19 protein-coding genes are annotated in these 15756 nt (G+C 69.8%); 11 read left to right on the top strand and 8 right to left on the bottom strand.

The window, feature by feature from the left end:
* The first annotated feature begins 73 nt into the window (after positions 1–73).
* The 3 genes from ACLJO0_RS09775 (at position 74) to ACLJO0_RS09765 (ending at position 2276) form a co-directional block, all read left to right on the top strand.
* On the top strand, positions 74–586 hold the full coding sequence (locus ACLJO0_RS09775) for a hypothetical protein (RefSeq protein WP_410577667.1): 513 nt from the start codon (positions 74–76) through the stop codon (positions 584–586).
* An 82-nt stretch (positions 587–668) separates the two neighbouring features.
* Positions 669–1259: a hypothetical protein gene (locus ACLJO0_RS09770; RefSeq protein ID WP_396566057.1), complete on the top strand. Its 591-nt coding sequence runs from the start codon at positions 669–671 to the stop codon at positions 1257–1259.
* A 21-nt stretch (positions 1260–1280) separates the two neighbouring features.
* Positions 1281–2276, top strand: coding sequence for a DUF2203 family protein (locus ACLJO0_RS09765; protein WP_410577665.1), 996 nt, complete (start codon positions 1281–1283; stop codon positions 2274–2276).
* Between the two features lie 3 nt (positions 2277–2279).
* Here the strand turns inward: ACLJO0_RS09765 and ACLJO0_RS09760 are convergent, their stop codons facing one another.
* Both ACLJO0_RS09760 and ACLJO0_RS09755 read right to left on the bottom strand, forming a co-directional pair.
* Positions 2280–2570 carry a hypothetical protein gene (locus tag ACLJO0_RS09760; RefSeq protein WP_410577664.1) on the bottom strand — a complete coding sequence of 97 codons (291 nt, stop codon included), beginning with the start codon at positions 2568–2570 and terminating at the stop codon, positions 2280–2282.
* Positions 2571–2792: 222 nt separating this feature from the next.
* Positions 2793–3344, bottom strand: coding sequence for an Lrp/AsnC family transcriptional regulator (locus tag ACLJO0_RS09755; RefSeq protein ID WP_410577662.1), 552 nt, complete (start codon positions 3342–3344; stop codon positions 2793–2795).
* On the opposite strand from ACLJO0_RS09755, the gene ACLJO0_RS09750 reads away from it, so the two are divergent.
* On the top strand, positions 3343–4206 hold the full coding sequence (locus tag ACLJO0_RS09750) for an NAD-dependent epimerase/dehydratase family protein (protein WP_410577661.1): 864 nt from the start codon (positions 3343–3345) through the stop codon (positions 4204–4206). The genes ACLJO0_RS09755 and ACLJO0_RS09750 overlap by 2 nt on opposite strands.
* Before the next feature lie 2 nt (positions 4207–4208).
* Positions 4209–5033 carry an aldo/keto reductase gene (locus tag ACLJO0_RS09745; RefSeq protein ID WP_410577659.1) on the top strand — a complete coding sequence of 275 codons (825 nt, stop codon included), beginning with the start codon at positions 4209–4211 and terminating at the stop codon, positions 5031–5033.
* Here ACLJO0_RS09745 and ACLJO0_RS09740 read toward each other — a convergent pair whose 3' ends face one another.
* Positions 5034–5648: a LysE/ArgO family amino acid transporter gene (locus tag ACLJO0_RS09740; RefSeq protein ID WP_410577657.1), complete on the bottom strand. Its 615-nt coding sequence runs from the start codon at positions 5646–5648 to the stop codon at positions 5034–5036.
* 66 nt (positions 5649–5714) lie between these two features.
* On the opposite strand from ACLJO0_RS09740, the gene ACLJO0_RS09735 reads away from it, so the two are divergent.
* Together ACLJO0_RS09735 and ACLJO0_RS09730 are read left to right on the top strand one after the other, a co-directional pair.
* Positions 5715–6593 (top strand): LysR family transcriptional regulator ArgP, encoded by an 879-nt coding sequence (locus ACLJO0_RS09735; RefSeq protein ID WP_410577655.1) that lies wholly within the window; start codon positions 5715–5717, stop codon positions 6591–6593.
* Between the two features lie 38 nt (positions 6594–6631).
* Positions 6632–7219 carry an HhH-GPD-type base excision DNA repair protein gene (locus tag ACLJO0_RS09730; RefSeq protein WP_396566038.1) on the top strand — a complete coding sequence of 196 codons (588 nt, stop codon included), beginning with the start codon at positions 6632–6634 and terminating at the stop codon, positions 7217–7219.
* Between the two features lie 261 nt (positions 7220–7480).
* Here ACLJO0_RS09730 and ACLJO0_RS09725 read toward each other — a convergent pair whose 3' ends face one another.
* From ACLJO0_RS09725 to ACLJO0_RS09715, 3 genes are read right to left on the bottom strand one after another with little or no spacing between them, the layout of a single operon-like run.
* Positions 7481–8050 (bottom strand): GNAT family N-acetyltransferase, encoded by a 570-nt coding sequence (locus ACLJO0_RS09725; RefSeq protein ID WP_410577653.1) that lies wholly within the window; start codon positions 8048–8050, stop codon positions 7481–7483.
* 7 nt (positions 8051–8057) lie between these two features.
* Positions 8058–8639, bottom strand: coding sequence for a hypothetical protein (locus ACLJO0_RS09720; protein ID WP_410577652.1), 582 nt, complete (start codon positions 8637–8639; stop codon positions 8058–8060).
* On the bottom strand, positions 8621–9265 hold the full coding sequence (locus ACLJO0_RS09715) for a spermidine synthase (protein WP_410577651.1): 645 nt from the start codon (positions 9263–9265) through the stop codon (positions 8621–8623). The genes ACLJO0_RS09720 and ACLJO0_RS09715 overlap by 19 nt, the downstream gene beginning before the upstream one ends.
* 128 nt (positions 9266–9393) lie before the next feature.
* Here ACLJO0_RS09715 and ACLJO0_RS09710 point away from each other — a divergent pair, with 128 nt between their 5' ends.
* A complete protein-coding gene (locus ACLJO0_RS09710; protein ID WP_125788921.1) occupies positions 9394–9582 on the top strand; it encodes a DUF1918 domain-containing protein in 189 nt (62 codons plus the stop codon).
* A 3-nt stretch (positions 9583–9585) separates the two neighbouring features.
* Here the strand turns inward: ACLJO0_RS09710 and ACLJO0_RS09705 are convergent, their stop codons facing one another.
* Complete coding sequence (locus tag ACLJO0_RS09705) at positions 9586–10755, bottom strand: MFS transporter (RefSeq protein WP_410577650.1); 1170 nt, start codon at positions 10753–10755, stop codon at positions 9586–9588.
* A gap of 195 nt (positions 10756–10950) precedes the next feature.
* Between ACLJO0_RS09705 and ACLJO0_RS09700 the strand changes: the two genes are divergently transcribed.
* Complete coding sequence (locus tag ACLJO0_RS09700) at positions 10951–11268, top strand: ArsR/SmtB family transcription factor (RefSeq protein ID WP_125796417.1); 318 nt, start codon at positions 10951–10953, stop codon at positions 11266–11268.
* Positions 11269–11453: 185 nt separating this feature from the next.
* On the top strand, positions 11454–12626 hold the full coding sequence (locus ACLJO0_RS09695) for an MFS transporter (protein WP_125796416.1): 1173 nt from the start codon (positions 11454–11456) through the stop codon (positions 12624–12626).
* A 6-nt stretch (positions 12627–12632) separates the two neighbouring features.
* Here the strand turns inward: ACLJO0_RS09695 and ACLJO0_RS09690 are convergent, their stop codons facing one another.
* Positions 12633–12932, bottom strand: a complete 300-nt coding sequence (locus ACLJO0_RS09690; protein WP_410577648.1) for a DUF3017 domain-containing protein — start codon at positions 12930–12932, stop codon at positions 12633–12635.
* 117 nt (positions 12933–13049) lie between these two features.
* Here ACLJO0_RS09690 and ACLJO0_RS09685 point away from each other — a divergent pair, with 117 nt between their 5' ends.
* Positions 13050–15752, top strand: a complete 2703-nt coding sequence (locus ACLJO0_RS09685) for a glycohydrolase toxin TNT-related protein (RefSeq protein ID WP_410577647.1) — start codon at positions 13050–13052, stop codon at positions 15750–15752.
* Positions 15753–15756 lie beyond the last annotated feature (4 nt).

Raw genomic sequence — 15756 nt, 5'->3', positions numbered from 1 at the left:
CCGTCACGGAACCGCGCGGGCCGCGACATCATCGACCAAACTCCTCTGCCGGCCCACCGGAAAGGGCGCTCCCATGACGAACAACCCCTACGCTGTGCCGCCGTACGAGCAGCCTCAGGCCCCGGAGCCTTACGGCGCCCAGCCTAGGCAAACGAGCCGGGCCGTGCCGCGCGTGCTCAGCGCGCTCGGCGGAGTGCTGCTGACACCTGTCGCTCTCGGCCTGGTGATCTACAGCGGCTCACAGCTGCAGCGCAGTTTCGCGCAGTACCTGTCCGTCGGCGAAGACCCGCTCAGCCTGTTCTTGCTGGTCCTCGGCGGTGTGCTCTTGGTCGGCGTCGCACTCCTCGGAGCGCTGTCCGGCATCGGGCCCATCGTGGGTGGACTGATGTGGGGCGTGCTCCCGGGACTGACGTTCCTGCTGAGCCCGCAGGACATCATGAGCCTCACCTACGACGTGACCGGGGCGAGCCTCGGGACGGGCTTGGTGACGTGGCTGGTCATGGGCGCCCTGTTCGCGAGCGGATTCCTGCTCGTCGGGGCAGGCCTGGTCGGCACCCTCGCGCGGCGGCGCCCGAATCGCGTTTAGCGGGCTGAACGCGCTCCGCGGAGATCGAAGTGAACCGAAGGGGGCTGACGTCCGTAGTCCGGTTAAGGGAGGTGACCCGCCCATGTCATCGCACCGGTACGTCGCGGAGTACGACGACGAGGACTACCAGGAGTACGGCGAGTACGAGCAGGAACCGAAAGACCCGCGGAGGCCGTACGAGGACGTCGAGTCGTATGAACCGTACGAGCCGCCCTTCGACGACGACCTGGGCGTCGAAGACCCGCGCGCGGGTCGAGGCGTGCGTCGCGTCCTCAGTGGCGCGGGCGGTCTGATCCTGACGCCGGTCGCCCTCGGCCTGTTGTCGTGGGGCGGCCTGCGGCAGCAGATGCTCGTCCAGGCCACGCTCAGCACCCAGCGTGACGTCTTGAGCATCGGCCTGCTCGTGGGCGGCGGACTCCTGTTGCTGGCGGTCGGGCTGCTCGGCGCGCTCTCGGCGACCGGCCCGATCCTCGGCGGTCTCGTCTGGGGAGTCGCGCCGGGCGTGGCGACCATCGCCGTCCCGGAATGGGGCTTCCGCCTGGTGAAGTACCTGCCGCAGAACGACGTCACCTACGGAGTCACGAGCTGGCTCTTCATCGGCGGCCTGCTCGCGACGGGCTTCCTCCTGATCGGCGCGGGCCTCGCGTCGAGACTCGCCCGGCGGCGCCGCTGAGCGTGCTGGGACCATCGGCGTATGGGTTTGTTCACCGTTCCCGAAGCCCGCGCCGAGCTCGCCCGGCTACGTCCCGTGCTCGACGAGCTTGTCCGTCTCCGCGCCGACGCGGCCGAACTCGCCGCGTCCCTGCGTCCCGGTGGCCGGGCGACCACGCTCGGCGGGATGCCGGAGTGGAAGGCCGCGCAGGCCCGGTTGGACGACCTGATGACGACCGTCCAGCGGACGGGTGCGGAGCTGAAGGGGTTCGCCCCGCTCCTGATCGACTTCCCTGCCGATCTCGACGGCGTCGACGTCCTGCTGTGCTGGCTCGAAGGCGACTCGGAGTTGCGCTGGTATCACCGCGTCGACCTGGGTTTCGCCGGCAGGCGCCGCCTCCCGGACAGGGTCGCCGTCGTGAGTGAGGAGATCGCGGCCGGGCTGTTCGACGGCATCGCCGCGCACTACGACGAAGACACTTTTCACGGCTTGGTCGCCGACGCGCTCGTCGACGGCCTCGGCCTCAGAGCGCCCGAACGCGTTCTCGACGTCGCGACCGGTACGGGTGTGGCCGCGTTCGCCGTGTTGCGCCTGGAGCCGGGCGAAGTGCTCGCGATCGACATCTCGCCGGGCATGATCGCCCAAGCCGAGAAGAAGGCGGCGACGCACGATCCCGGCAGGCTCATCACCTGGCAGGTCGCCTCGGCGGTTCCGTCGCCGGTGGAGGACGAAGGCGCGGACGCCGTCCTGTGCGCGTCTTCGCTGCATTTCCTCGGCGCGGCCGCGCTCCGCGACTGGCTGCGAGTGCTGCGCCCAGGTGGCAGGGTGGCTTTCAGCCTGCCGCTCGCGTCGGCGTTCCGGCCGTCGGAGGCGTTCGCCGCCATCGTCCCCACCGACCTGAAGCTGCCGGAAACCGAGGATGACGCGGCGGAACTGGCCTCCGAAGCGGGTTTCACCGACGTGACGGTGAAACGCGTCGACGTCACAACGCCGGATCGGATCCGGTCGGTGTTCGTGGTGCACGCGACCAGGCCCTGAAACCTACAGCGGCGCGAAGAACGGCACGCACTTCGGCGCGGAAGCGCCTTCCGGGTCGATCGCCTGGCTCAGATGCCCGGAAACGTCCGCGCCGCAGTGGTCCTGCAGCACGATGTCGGTCGTGTACGGCGTGACCACTCGATCGTGGCGGCTCACGATGCTCGTGTACGTCGGCCCCGGCACGCTCACGCCGCCGCGGGCGAGGTCGTCGAGGAAGTCCGACGGCGCGAGGTATTCACGGCACGCCCCGCAGACGCCGTCGGCGAGCAGATCGAGGCCGGGCAGCGAAAGCACGGTCCTGGCCAGTCCGGAGGTAGTACGCGGGCATCGTCGTCCCCTCGGGATGCCCGACGATGTCGACCTTGTCCGCGCCGGTGCTCGCCAGCACGACCGGTTCGGGATGGCTCGCGCTGGGCTTGCACGACCAGTCGTTCCAGCCGCTCGACGGCGATCGTGAACGTCAAGGCCGCCACAAGCGGGAGAACGACCAGACTTACAAGCCACCTCTTGTGACGATCACAAGGGCAGCAGAACACGCCGCTCGATCGGACTGGACATGACGATCGACGTCGTCGTGGCGCCCAGCGTGGAGAGGTCTTCGAGGAGGTCTTCCAGGTGGGTGGTGTCGCGGACGGCGATCTTGAGAATCCAGCAGTCCTCGCCGACCACGTGGTGCAGTTCGAGGATCTCCGGGCGGTCCATGATCTTCCGGGTGCGCGGATGCCGCACGGTGAACCCGCTGTGCGGCGCCACCCGGACGAACGCCCGCAGCCCGAGGCCGATCCCGGCGGGCGAGACGAGCGCCGCGTAGCCCGTGATCGTGCCGTCGGCTTCGAGCCGTTTGACGCGTTCGCCGACGGCGGCAGGACTCAGTGAAACCCGGCGTCCGAGTTCGCTCAGGGTGATGCGGCCTTCCTCCTGAAGGAGTTCAAGGAGTCGCCGGTCGATCACGTCCAGTGAGCTTTCAGTGAAATCACGATTCGACCGCGAATCTTTCAGCGATTCCGCCGATATGCCCATGTTCTCCCCTTCATTGACCAGGATCGCCACCGTAACACTGGTCGTCATGAAGAGAGTGCTCGTTCTGGGCGGAAGTCGGTACTTCGGCCGGGGAGTGGTCGAGCGGCTGCGCGACGCCGGACTGGACGTCACCGTGCTCAACCGCGGCTCCGCTCCGGCGCCGTCCGGCGTCGCCCATCTGATCGCCGACCGAGACGACGAAGCCGGCCTGAAGGCCGTTTTGGGCTCCCGTTCCTTCGACGTCGTGCTCGACCAGGTCTGCTACACCCCGGTCCAAGCGGACATCTCGCGTCGTGTCATCCGCGCGGACCGGTACGTGATGACGTCCACGATCGAGGTCTACGACCAGGTCCGGGCGGACGCGCCGATGGCCGAATCGCTGGTGACCCGGTCCCCTGCCGACTTCGGTCTTCCTTGGCACAACACGGACTTCCTCGAAACGCAGTACGGCGAAGGCAAGCGTCAGGCCGAAGCGGTCTTCGCGGCCGGGGACGCGTCGTTCGCTTCGGTGCGGGTCGCGCACGTCCTCGGCGGTCGCGATTTCACCGGGCGGCTCCGGCATTACGTCGAGCTGCTGGACGCGGGACAGGCCGTCGAAATCCACGCGGAGCCGCGGCCGTCGACGTTCATCCACGAGAGCGAGATCGCGGACTTCCTGGCCTGGGCCACGTGTGCGGACTTCACCGGACCGATCAACGCCGGTTCGCACGGCGAGCTTTCCGCCGTGGACATCGCGCATGCGATCTCGGCCGAGCCCCGGTTCCGGACCGTCGAGCGGGACGCTTCGCCGTTCTCCTTCGACCGGTACGCCGTCCTGGACACCTCGCGCGCGACCGGTCTCGGTTTCTCCTTCTCCACCACCACCGATTGGCTCGGCGAAGCCGTCGAAGAAACCCGAAAGGCGGCTTGAGCATGCGCTACCGCAGCGTCGGAGACGTCAAGGTCAGCGCGATCGGGCTGGGCGCGATGCCGCTGTCGATCGAGGGCCGGCCGGACCGCGACCGCGCGATCGCCACGATCCACGCCGCGCTCGACGCCGGTGTCACGCTGATCGACACGGCCGACTCCTACCACTGGCACGCGGGCGAAACCGGGCACAACGAGGTGCTGATCGCCGAAGCGCTGGCATCCCACAGCGGCTCGGACGCGGTGCTCGTCGCGACCAAGGGCGGCCGCGGCCGTCCCGGTGACGGCTCGTGGACCGTCACCGGGACACCCACGCACCTCAAGAACGCCTGCGAAGGCTCGCTGAAACGGCTCGGCGTCGACGCGATCGGGCTCTACCAGCTGCACAAACCCGACGAGAACGTGCCGTGGGCGGAATCCGTCGGCGCGCTCAAGGAGCTGGCCGACGAAGGCAAGATCCGGCTCGCCGGACTGTCCAATGTGTCGAGTGCGCAGATCCTCGAAGCGCGGGAAATCCTCGGCGGGACACTGGTTTCGGTGCAGAACGAGCATGCGCCCGCGCAGCTTTCGCACGAACCGGAACTGGCCCTGTGCACCGAACTCGGGCTCGCCTATCTTCCGTGGGGCCCGCTCCGCGGGATCGGCGGCGAGTTCCTTTCCGTGGCCGAAGAGCTCGGGGTCAGCCCGCAACAGGTGTGCCTGGCTTGGCTGCTCGCGAAGTCGCCGTCGATGGTCGCGATCCCCGGCTCGACCAGGCCGGCGACGATCCGCGACTCGGCGGCCGCGGCCGATCTCGTGCTCACCGCCGAAGATCTCGCCCGGCTGCCGTGATCAGGCGCTGACCATCAGCGTCACGCCGAGGGCGATCATCGTCGCGGCGACCAGGCCGTCCAGCACCCGCCACGACGACGGCTTGCGGAAGAACCCGCTGAGCAGCCTCGCGCCGAAACCGAGCGCGAGGAACCAGAGCACGCTGGCCGACACCGCACCCACGCCGAACGCCCACCGGTCGCTGCCGTGCCCGGCCGCGACCGCGCCGAGCAGGAGGAGGGTGTCGAGGTAGACATGCGGATTCAGCCAGGTGATCGCCAGCGTGGTCAGCACGATGCGGCGCAGCGATCCGCCGGTCTCCGGACCACCGGTTTCCAGCGCCGCCGGCTTGAACGCGCGACGGGCCGCGAGGGCGCCGTAGCAAAGCAGGAAGGCGCCGCCGACCAAGGCGACGATCGTCAACGCTTCGGGTGACGTCCCCACCAGCGCGCCGACCCCGCCGACGCCGAGGCTCACCAGGATGGCGTCCGAGAAGATGCAGATCAGCACCACGACGAGTACTGCTTCGCGCCGGATGCCCTGACGCAGCACAAAGGCGTTCTGCGCGCCGATCGCGACGATGAGGGCCATGGTCGCGCCGAACCCGGCGACCGCGCTGAACAGAACGTCTCCCATGCCGACCACGGTAGAAATTCCAGCGTCAACAGTACAGCTAAAGATTCTTACGTAACATTAGCGCTCATGACGACAGATCTGCCTCTCGACCTGGTCCGCACGCTGCTGGCCGTCGCCGACGAAGGCACGTTCGACGCGGCGGCCTCGGCGCTGCACGTGACGCCGTCGGCGATCAGCCAGCGCGTCAAGGCGCTCGAACAGCGCACCGGCCGGGTCCTGCTGATCCGCACGAAACCGGTGCGCCTGACCGAATCCGGGCAGGCGGTGGTGCGGTTCGGCCGTCAGCTGACGTTGCTGGAGGCCGACACGCGGGCCGAACTCGGCCTGACCGCGGGCGACGAACCGGTCCGGCTGCCGATCGCGGTGAACGCCGATTCGCTGGCGACGTGGTTCCTGCCGGCGCTCACCCGGGTGCCGCCCGAGCAGAAGATCTGCTTCGAACTGCACCGCGAGGATCAGGACCACACCACCACCCTGCTGCGGGAAGGCCTGGTGATGGCCGCGGTGACGTCGTCACCCGATCCGGTCGCCGGGTGTTCGGTGCACCGGCTCGGGCACATGCGCTATTTGGCCGTCGTGAGCCCGGCCCTCGGCACGGACCTCGACCTCGCCGTAGCACCTGTCGTCGTCTTCGACCGCCGTGACGACCTCCAGGACCGCTTCGCCCGCGAGCGCGGCACGATCGCGAGCCCGCTGCGACATTACGTTCCCTCTTCCGAAGGATTCTTCGACGCCGTCGCGGCCGGGATGGGCTGGGGCATGGTGCCGCTCGCGCAGATCGGCGACCGCCTGCGGGACGGCACGTTCGCCTGCCTCGACCCGGATCACCCGATCGACGTGCCGCTGTTCTGGCAGCAGTGGAAACTCGACTCGCCCGCGCTGGCGGCGGTGTCGGCCGCCATCACCACCGCCGCCGCGGACCTGCTGGTCGATCCGCACGGATGAGGGCGCGCGCGGCGGCCCGGTCGTGAGATCCTGGGCGCATGACGCGCGCATTGCACCTGGTCGGGGACGAGGAAGCGGACCGGCTGCTGACCGAAGACCCGTTCGCCCTGCTCGTCGGGATGCTCCTCGACCAGCAGTTCCCGATGGAACACGCGTTCCGGGGCCCGCAGAAGATCGCGGACCGGATGGACGGTTTCGACATCAAGAAGATCCACGCGATGGACACCGAAACCTTCGTCGAGCTCTGTGTCGTCCCGCCCGCGATCCACCGCTACGGCGGCTCGATGGCCCGGCGGGTGAAGGACCTCGCGGAGCACGTCGTCGAACACTACGACGGCGACGCCGCCGGGATCTGGACCGCCGGGCGCCCCAAGCCGGACGGCCCCGAAGTCCTCAGGCGGCTCAAGGCGTTGCCCGGCTTCGGCGACCAGAAGGCCTCGATCTTCCTCGCGTTGCTCGGCAAGCAGCTCGGCGTGCAGCCCAAGGGCTGGCGCGCGGCCACCGGCTCGTACGGCGACCGCGGCTCACGGCGTTCGATCGCCGACGTCGTGGACGCGAAAACCCTCGGCGAGGTGCGAGCGTTCAAGAAGGCTGCGAAGGCCGCTGCCAAGGCTCCCGCGAAGTAGCGACGGGTGAGGCAAAGGTGGCATGGCGGTGCCGGGGGTCGTGAGTGGCGATTCGGGTTCTGGCGAGCTTTCCCTTGGGTACCTACTGCGTGACCTGTGGCCTTCTTGCGTGATGCCGGGTTGAAGTACATGAAGGACGCCTTCCTGTACCTAGGCGCAAGGATGGGGTCCTTCATGTACTGGGGTCCTTCACGGACCTGCGATCCCGATCCACCCGCCGTAGGCACCTAGAACACGGCCGGCCCTTACCCGAATCGCCACTCACGACCCCTTCGCGGCTCCCGGCCACGGTCCCGGCGTTTCGGCGGGCAGCTTGGCCTGCTCGACTTCGGTGCGGAACAGCCGGAAGCCGCGTGCCTGGTAGTTCTTGAGCGCGGCCGGACCGTCCGTCGTGCAGGTGTGGACCGTGACGCGCCGCGTCGTCGCCTTGCCCGGCCAGCGGTCCGCGAGCGCCCACGCCTCCCGCAGCGCGACGGCCAGCAGGTGCCCGCCGATGCCCTTCCCGACGAAGGACGACATCAGGCCGAAGTACGCGAGTTCCACTGTGCCGTCAACAGCGCCGTCGAGTTCGAAGTAGCCGCACGGCGTCCCCTGCGCGTACGCCACCCAGGTCTCGACGCCCGGCCTGTCCAGCCACTCGACCCACCGCGTCCACGTCCAGCCGAGCCTGTCGATCCAGAACCAGTCGCCGCCGACGGCGGTGTAGAGATAGCGGTTCAGCTCCGGGCTGACCAGCTCGGAGCGGGTGACCGTCACCGGGACGGCAGGCGGTTTCGCCGCGCTCAGGTCGTCCGGCGAGGTCTGTTCGAGGTGCCAGGTGGTGATCTCCATACGGCGATCATTTCAGCCAGATGCGCAACGGCCCTAGTGCCGTGTAGCCGTTGCGGAGAGCGGCGTCGAGATCGTCACCGCGTTCGTAGCCGGTGATCGGCAACCCGGGGAAGCTCGCCGCGACGGCCGAGGTCGCGCCACGCCACGCGTCGTCGGGATCGCCTTGAGTGTACAAATTGGACAGTCCGGCGAAGTCGCCGTCACGGTTGGCGGTCACGCCGGAGACGCCGTCGGACCACACCGCGACGGACGGATCGTCGAACCGGTCGTCGACGCGGGACCAGCCCGGCTCGAGCGGCACCTGAGCCGTACGAGTGATCCACGTGGCCTCGAAGAGCACCTCGAAGCCCGCTTGCGAAAGATCCAGGCAGGCGAAGCTGTCCTTGACCGAACAGCCCGGCGAGGTGTCGATCCCGTCCAGCACCTCCGACACGGTCGCGTCCGGCGCCAGGGTCACCGCGTCCGGGTACAGCGGCGGCGTCCGGTGTGCCGACTTCCAGACGTGGCGGGTGAAAGTGCCCGTCCGGCACACCACGTCGCACCAGTGCGCGTTGACCCGCGCCGCGTCCGCTACACCCGCGCGAACCACAGCACGTCCGGTTCTCCTTGCGGCACCGGGATCTTCAGCTCCCGCACCTCACCGAACCGCGCCCGCAGCCGCTTCGCGAACGACGGCACCGACTCGGCGCTCCACACCCCGAGCACGCCGCCGGGCCGCAGCCGCGCGGCGAGCATGTCGAGCCCGTCGTCCAGATACAGCTTCGCGTTGCCGTCGGTGACCGTCCACTCAGGACCGTTGTCGATGTCGAGGCACAGCGCGTCGAACCGCTCTTCCGTACGGCGCAACCACTTCACCAGATCGGCCTCGACGACGGTGACCCGTTCGTCGGACAGCGCGTCGCCATGGACGTCTTTGAGCGGGCCCTCGCGGTTCCACTTGATCACGGCAGGCTCGCGCTCGACGACCACGATCTCGCCGACACCGGGGTGGTCGAGCGCGGCGCGCAGCGAATAGCCGACACCGAGGCCGCCGATCAGCATCCGTGCCTTGCCCGGCACCAGATCGGCCGCCACCGAGACGAGCAACCGTTCGGATTCACCGTTCCGGGTGTCCATCAGGAAGACGCCGTTGGCGATGACCTCGAAATCTTCTCCGGCCCGGCGGAGCACCAGCTCGCCGCTCTTCCCGGCCACCTTGTCGAGTACGTCGGTCATCCGGCCAGCCTATCGACGACGATCACGGCGGACCCGCGGATTTCCCTTTCGCACTCGACCGATCGTGGCGGGCACCTGTACGAACCCCGCCGACGCTCCTAACCTTGAAGTGTCGGAGGTGATTTCTCATGCAGGCGACCGTCGGAGACGAAATCCACGTGCACGGACGCACGGTCGGCTCGGCCGAGCGACACGGCGAAATCCTCGAGGTACGCGGAGAACACGGTGCCCCGCCGTATCTCGTCCGGTTCGCGGACGGGCACGAAGGGCTGGTCTTCCCCGGCCCCGACTGCGAAGTCCAGACTCGCGCCGAATAGGCGTCACTCGGCCAGCGCGGGCTGCTTCACGCGGCTCCGCCAGCCCGCCACGACCACGACCGCGCCGATCGCGGTCAGTATCGCCGCGATCTCGGGCAGCAGGAGGGGTCCGCCGCCGCTGAGCACGGCTCCCCCGACCAGGCCGGAGAGGCCGACGCCGAGATAGATCGCGGACGCGTTGAGCGAGAGGACGAGCCCGGCGTTCTGGCGGGAGAGCTCGATCAGCCGGTGCTGGATCGGCGGGTTGACCGACCAGGTGGCCAGTCCCCAGAGGAAGAGGACGACGGCCGCGCCCGCGACGGTGGTCGCCACCAGCGGCAACAGCGCGAGCACGACGGTGATCCCGCCGAACACGACCAGCAACGGTCCCCTGGCGCCCCAACGGTCGGCAGCGCGGCCGCCGAGGACGTTGCCGAGCGCGCCGCCCGCGCCGTAGACGAACAGCAGCAGGCTGACCGTCGTGCCGTGGATGCCCGCGGTGGCGGACAGGACCGGCGAGATGAAGGTGTAGACGGAGAACGCGGCGAGGCAGCCGAGCACGGTCGCGCCGAGCATGGCGAGGACGCGCGGGTCCTTCGCGACGGTGAACCGTTCGGCCAGCCGGACCGGTGGCGGCGCCGGGACCGCGGGCAAGACCAGCCGGACCGCGAGGGCGCCGAGGAGCGAGAAGACCGCGACAAGCGCGAAGACGGCCTGGTAGCCGACGCTCTGCGAAAGGACACTGCCGAGTGGAACACCCAGGATCGTCGCGACGGTCAGCCCGCCGAAGACGAGCGCGACCGCGCGGCCCCGGCGTTCCGGCGAGGTGAGGTCGGCGGCGACGGCACTCGCGGCCGGCGTGAAGACCGCCGCGCCGATCGCGGTGACCACGCGCGCGAGGAGCAGGGTCACGTAGCCGGGCGCGAGGGCGGCGAGTGCGTTGCCGATGGCGGTGACGACGAGCGCGGCGACCAGGAGGGTGCGCCGTTCCCAGCGGCCCGTGACCGCGGCGAACAGCGGCGAACCGACCGCGTACGCGATGGCGAAGGCGGTGACCAGCTGCGCGGCGGCCGTCTCGGAGACCCCGAGCTCGCCGGTCAGCGCGGGCAACAGCCCGGCGACGACGTAGCCGCTGGTACCGACCGCGAAGGTGCCGAGCGCCAGCACCGCGGTCCTGGGTGGTGCGAAGGTCATGACTCCCCAGCTCCAGACCCCACAAATCGCGTTTAGCCCGCTAAAGGCGCTCCGGGCCCGGGGCGCCTGGCGGGTGCCAGATCGCGGTTAGCCCGCGAAAGTCGACTTGGGATCATTGTTCGATGGTTGTCGTAGTTCGATGGTGACCGTACTACGTGCTCGCCGAAAGTTCGAGGGGCGTCGTACTATGGACGGATGGCCACGACGACCAACCAGTACGTCTATCCCGGACAGGACGAGATCCGGATCGAGGCGGTCCTCGCCGCGCTCGCGGACCCGGTCCGGCTCGACATGGTCCGCCAGCTGGCCGAATCCGGCACCGAGATCTCGTGCAGCGGTTTCGACGTCGCCGTGACCAAGTCCACACTCACCCATCACCTGCGCACCCTGCGCGAAGCGGGCATCATCATGGGCCGCCAGCAGGGCACCGCCCGCTACAACTCCTTGCGCCGCAACGATCTCGACGAGCTCTTCCCCGGGCTGCTCCAGGGAGTGCTCGCCGCGCGCCGCTGAGGGTGGGCAGCCTCACCCGAAACCGGGATGACAAAGGCCCCCTCGATCGGTTGAACTGGACGAAGGACAGCGGTGCCGCACGCGCTGTCTTCTTTTGTGTCCGTGACCTAAATCGATTCAGCTCCCCCTCCGCGACGCTGGGCGAGTAATCGTTTACCTCAAGTACGACCCCCGGAAGGAGAGCCGTGCCCGTCGCGCTGCTCGCGCTCGCCATCGGTGCCTTCGGCATCGGGACCACCGAATTCGTCATGATGGGCGTGCTGCCCGAAGCCGCCGCCGATTTCGGCGTGTCGATCCCGTCCGCCGGCTACCTCATCTCCGGCTACGCCCTCGGCGTCGTCGTCGGCGCCCCGCTGCTCACCGCCGCCGCGGTCCGGCTGCCGCGCAAGACGATGCTGCTGGCGATGATGGGCCTGTTCACACTCGGCAACGCCCTCTTCGCGCTCTCGCCGAACCAGGAGTTCGGCGTCGCCTTCCGCTTCCTCGCCGGCCTGCCGCACGGCGCGTTCTTCGGTGCCGGCGCGGTCGTCGCGTCCAGCCTGGCCAAGCAGGGCGAACGCGCGAAGGCCGTCTCGATGATGTTCATGGGCCTGACGCTGGCCAACGTCGTCGGCGTGCCGCTCGGGACGCTTCTCGGCCAGAAGGTCGGCTGGCGCGCGACCTTCGGTGTCGTGGCCGTGATCGGCCTGTTCGCCATGGCCGCGATCGCGAAACTGGTCCCCCACCAGGGCAAACCGGTCGAGCCGTCGCTGCGCGGCGAACTCGGCGCCTTCCGCCGCCCGCAGGTGTGGCTCGCGCTCGCGATCGTCACCTTCGGTCTCGGCGGCGTGTTCGCCTGCCTGTCCTACATCGCGCCGATGCTGACCGACGTCACCGGCTATTCGCCCTCGCACGTCACCCTGCTGCTCTCGCTGGCCGGGGTCGGCATGACGATCGGCAACTACCTCGGCGGCAGGCTCGCCGACAAGGCGCTGATGCCGAGCCTCTACGTCTCCCTGATCGCGCTCGCTTCGGTGCTGGCGATCTTCACCTTCACCGCGAACGGCAAGGTCGGCGCGGCGGTGACGATCTTCTTCGTCGGCCTCGCCGGGTTCATGATCGGCCCGATGATGCAGGCCCGGATCATGGAGAAGGCGGGCGGGACGCCGTCGCTGGTCTCCGCGGCCGTGCAGTCGGCGTTCAACATCGCGAACTCCATCGGCGCCTACCTCGGCGGCCTGGTGATCGCGGGCGGACTCGGCCTGGTCGCACCCAACTGGGTCGGCGCGTCGCTGGCCGTCCTGGGGCTCTCGCTGGCCGTGGTGTCCGGCAGCCTGGACCGCCGCGAAGCCCGGCTCAGCCCCGCCATGGCCTCCTGAGGCGAGTCAGGACAGGGGCCCGCCGGTGATCGTGAACGCGATGAACAGGATCAAGACGGAGAGCGCGCCGTAGGTCAGGACGTCGACCGGCTTGCCCCGGATCGCCAGCAACCCGGCCTTCGCCTCGGGCAGCACCGCCCGGAGCAGGCCGGCGAGCAGCAGCGCGCCGCCGATCAGCGCGGCGCCCTGCCGCCAGTGGTACTGGCCGATCCGCAGGGCGGCGACGGCCACCACCAGCATCACCACCAGGAACGGCAGGTGATGGAGCAGTGCCCCACGGTCACGCCGCTGTCCGGCCACCGCCATCAGTCCTCGTCCTTCAGGGTCTCGCGGGCAGATCGGTTCACGCCGTCAGTATCCCGGGTGAGTGAGCCGACACCAGGTCAGGGCGTCTTCTGGACTGTCAATAGCGGCAAAACCCACATGCGGGGTGCACGCGAGCGCGGATACGGTCAAAATGTGACCGTGGCACAACCGACGACTCAGCTGAACGCGACCGAGCAGGACACCCTGGTCAAACAGATCGGCCTCGCCCTGCTGCGGGCCGCGCCGCGCGATTGGCGAAAGGTGACCGCCGAGTACCGAGCCGTCGGCAGGTACCACGAGATGACCGGCGAGATCATCACCGAGGACGGCACCGCGCACGAGTGGGTCGCGACGCATGACATCGCGACGCTGTTCGGCAGGCTCCGCGCCGGGATGTATCGCGACGGCCGCGGCACCTGGTTCAACGCCCGTTACCAGCTGGATCACCCGTCCAGCTACAACCTCGAGTACAACCGCGACGAGCCCCAGTGGCGCCTCGCGCCGCCTCCGCAGGCGCTGTCCGACGAACTGCGCATGTTCCCCCGCTCCGAGGAGAACGTGCCCGAATGGCTGATCCGGCGTATGTCCGGCCTCGGCCCTGAGCAGCCCGGACCGCACTTCCGCATCGCCCGCATCTTCGACACCATCGGCCCGGCCGGGCGTCCGGTGATCAACCGGCCCGACCTGGAGATCGAGGAGCAGGACAGGCTGCTCGAGTACCTCGACCGCGCACCGCTGGTGGTCACCGAGCGCGGCTACGACATCGACAGGCTCGCGCAGACCCCCGAGGCCACCGTCCCGGTCGCCTTCCACAGTGACGGGCAGTGGATCTGGCCCGCCGCCGTGAACTTCTACCTGCGCGAGTACGGCGTCTCACCGGAACTCGACCTGATCGACCACGTCCGGCAGAACGATTTCACGCTGCCCGAGGTCGACGCCCCGACGCTGCAGGCCGCCGCGGGGTACCTCACCCGGGGGAATCAGCCCCCGCAGCAGCGCCCCAACGGCCCGGGTGGCCCGGGTGGCCCCAACGGCATGCCCGCGGGCCCGCCTCCGCAGGGCCCGCCGCAGAACGGCCCGGTGCCGCCTCAGCAGGCCAACCAGGGCGCTCCCGGACAGCCCGGCCCCGGTCCGAACCAGGCCGCTCAGCCGCCCGTCCCGCCGCCGCACCAGCAGGGCCCGGACCAGTCGGCCGCCGCGGCGGCTGCCGCGGCACCGGTCGCGGCTGCCGCGGCCGTTCCCGCCGCCGAGTCGACCGTTCCCGATCAGGCCGAGCAGGCCCAGCGGTACGAAGAGGACTACGACACCCAGGACTACCAGGCGCAGGACTTCCACGAGGCCGCCGCCGAGCAGCAGTACGAAGGCCGCTACGAAGACCCATACGCGCACGACGAGGCGCAGTTCCACGAGTCCGAACAGGACGCGTACGCCGACGAGGAACGGCAGGACGAGGCGTCGCATCAGCGCGCCGAACCCGCGCCGGAACCGCAGGCCGCCGACCCGGAGGCCACCACGTACGCGCGGCCCGCGCAGGTCGACGCCTACGAGCCGCCGCCCCTCGCGGAAGAGCAGGACGCGTACGCCCGGCAGGAAGAGGACCAGCCGTACTCGCCGCCGGAGGAGGAGACGACCACCGGTTACACACCGGTCGAACAGGCCGACGCCGGTCCTGAACTGCCCCTCCTCACGCACGACGCGGAGCCGGACCTGCCCCCGCCGTCGGACAACGAGGTCACGCAGGTCGACGCCCCGCCGCCGGTGCCCGTGCCCGTGTCCCGCCCCGAGCCCGAGTCGCGGCGCGAGGAGGCCCCGCGCCGCGCGGCACCGGAGCGACCGCGTCGCGCCGAGCACCCCGTGCCGGTGCTGAACGAACTGCAGGCGAAGTTCGACGACCTCGACGTGCCCGAGGACGTCTACCGCATCGGCTCCCCCACCGACCACGGCTGGAGTGTCGAGCAGGTCGACGGCGGCGGCTGGCGGGTCGGCTGGTACGACGGGAAGCTGGCCAATCCGGCGGTGTTCGGCGACGCCGAGGACGCCGCCGCGTTCATGCTCGGCAAGGTCCTGCTGAACCCGAACGGCGCTCCGCCGCCCGAGGAGCAGCCCGCTGTCGAAGAGCGGCCGGTCGAGGAGCAGGCTCCGCCGCCGCCCGTGCTGGCGACGCTCTCTCCCGAGATCGCGACCGGTTCGCATCCGGTGCCGCCGCGGGAGTCGATCCCGGCACAGGAACAGACGGCGTTCACGACGGCCGAGGAGCTGCTCGGCGACGATATGGACGACGAGCCCGCCCCCGCGCCGGTCCCGCCCGTGCCCCCGGCACGGCCGAACCCGGTGCTGGCGAGCCCGCCGCCCGCGCCGCCGCGGCGTGAACCGCCGGTGACGCCGCCTCCGCCGCCGATGCGGCGCGAGGAACCGGCCCGTCCGCCGGCCGCGGCGAACGCCGCCGGGGCGCCCGACGCCAAGCAGAACTGGCCGATCTCGCCGCTCAACGGCGAGCCGCCGCTGACGCTGTTCCGCGGCAAGGAGCTGCGCGAGCTGCCCGCGGGCAGCGAGCTGGACCGCTTCGGTGGCCCGAACGGCAACCTGACCTACGCGGCCGGGACGCCGTTCGAGGAGCGCTCGCTCGTGCCGGAGTGGGTGAACCGGCCGTACCACGTGTACCGCGTGCAGCGCCCGCTCGAAGCGCTCGCCGGGGTCGCGATCCCGTGGTTCAACCAGCCCGGTGGCGGTTCGGCGTATCTGCTGCCGGCGTCCATCGAGGAGCTGCTCGCCGAGGGTGACCTCATCGAGCTGGACCCGGGCGAACCGCCGATCGACTAGTCCG

The organism is Amycolatopsis sp. lyj-108 (assembly GCF_046549005.1).
Lineage (GTDB): Bacteria > Actinomycetota > Actinomycetes > Mycobacteriales > Pseudonocardiaceae > Amycolatopsis.
The sequence above is the reverse complement of the archived record's forward strand: the minus strand, read 5'-3'. Positions and strand labels throughout refer to the sequence as shown.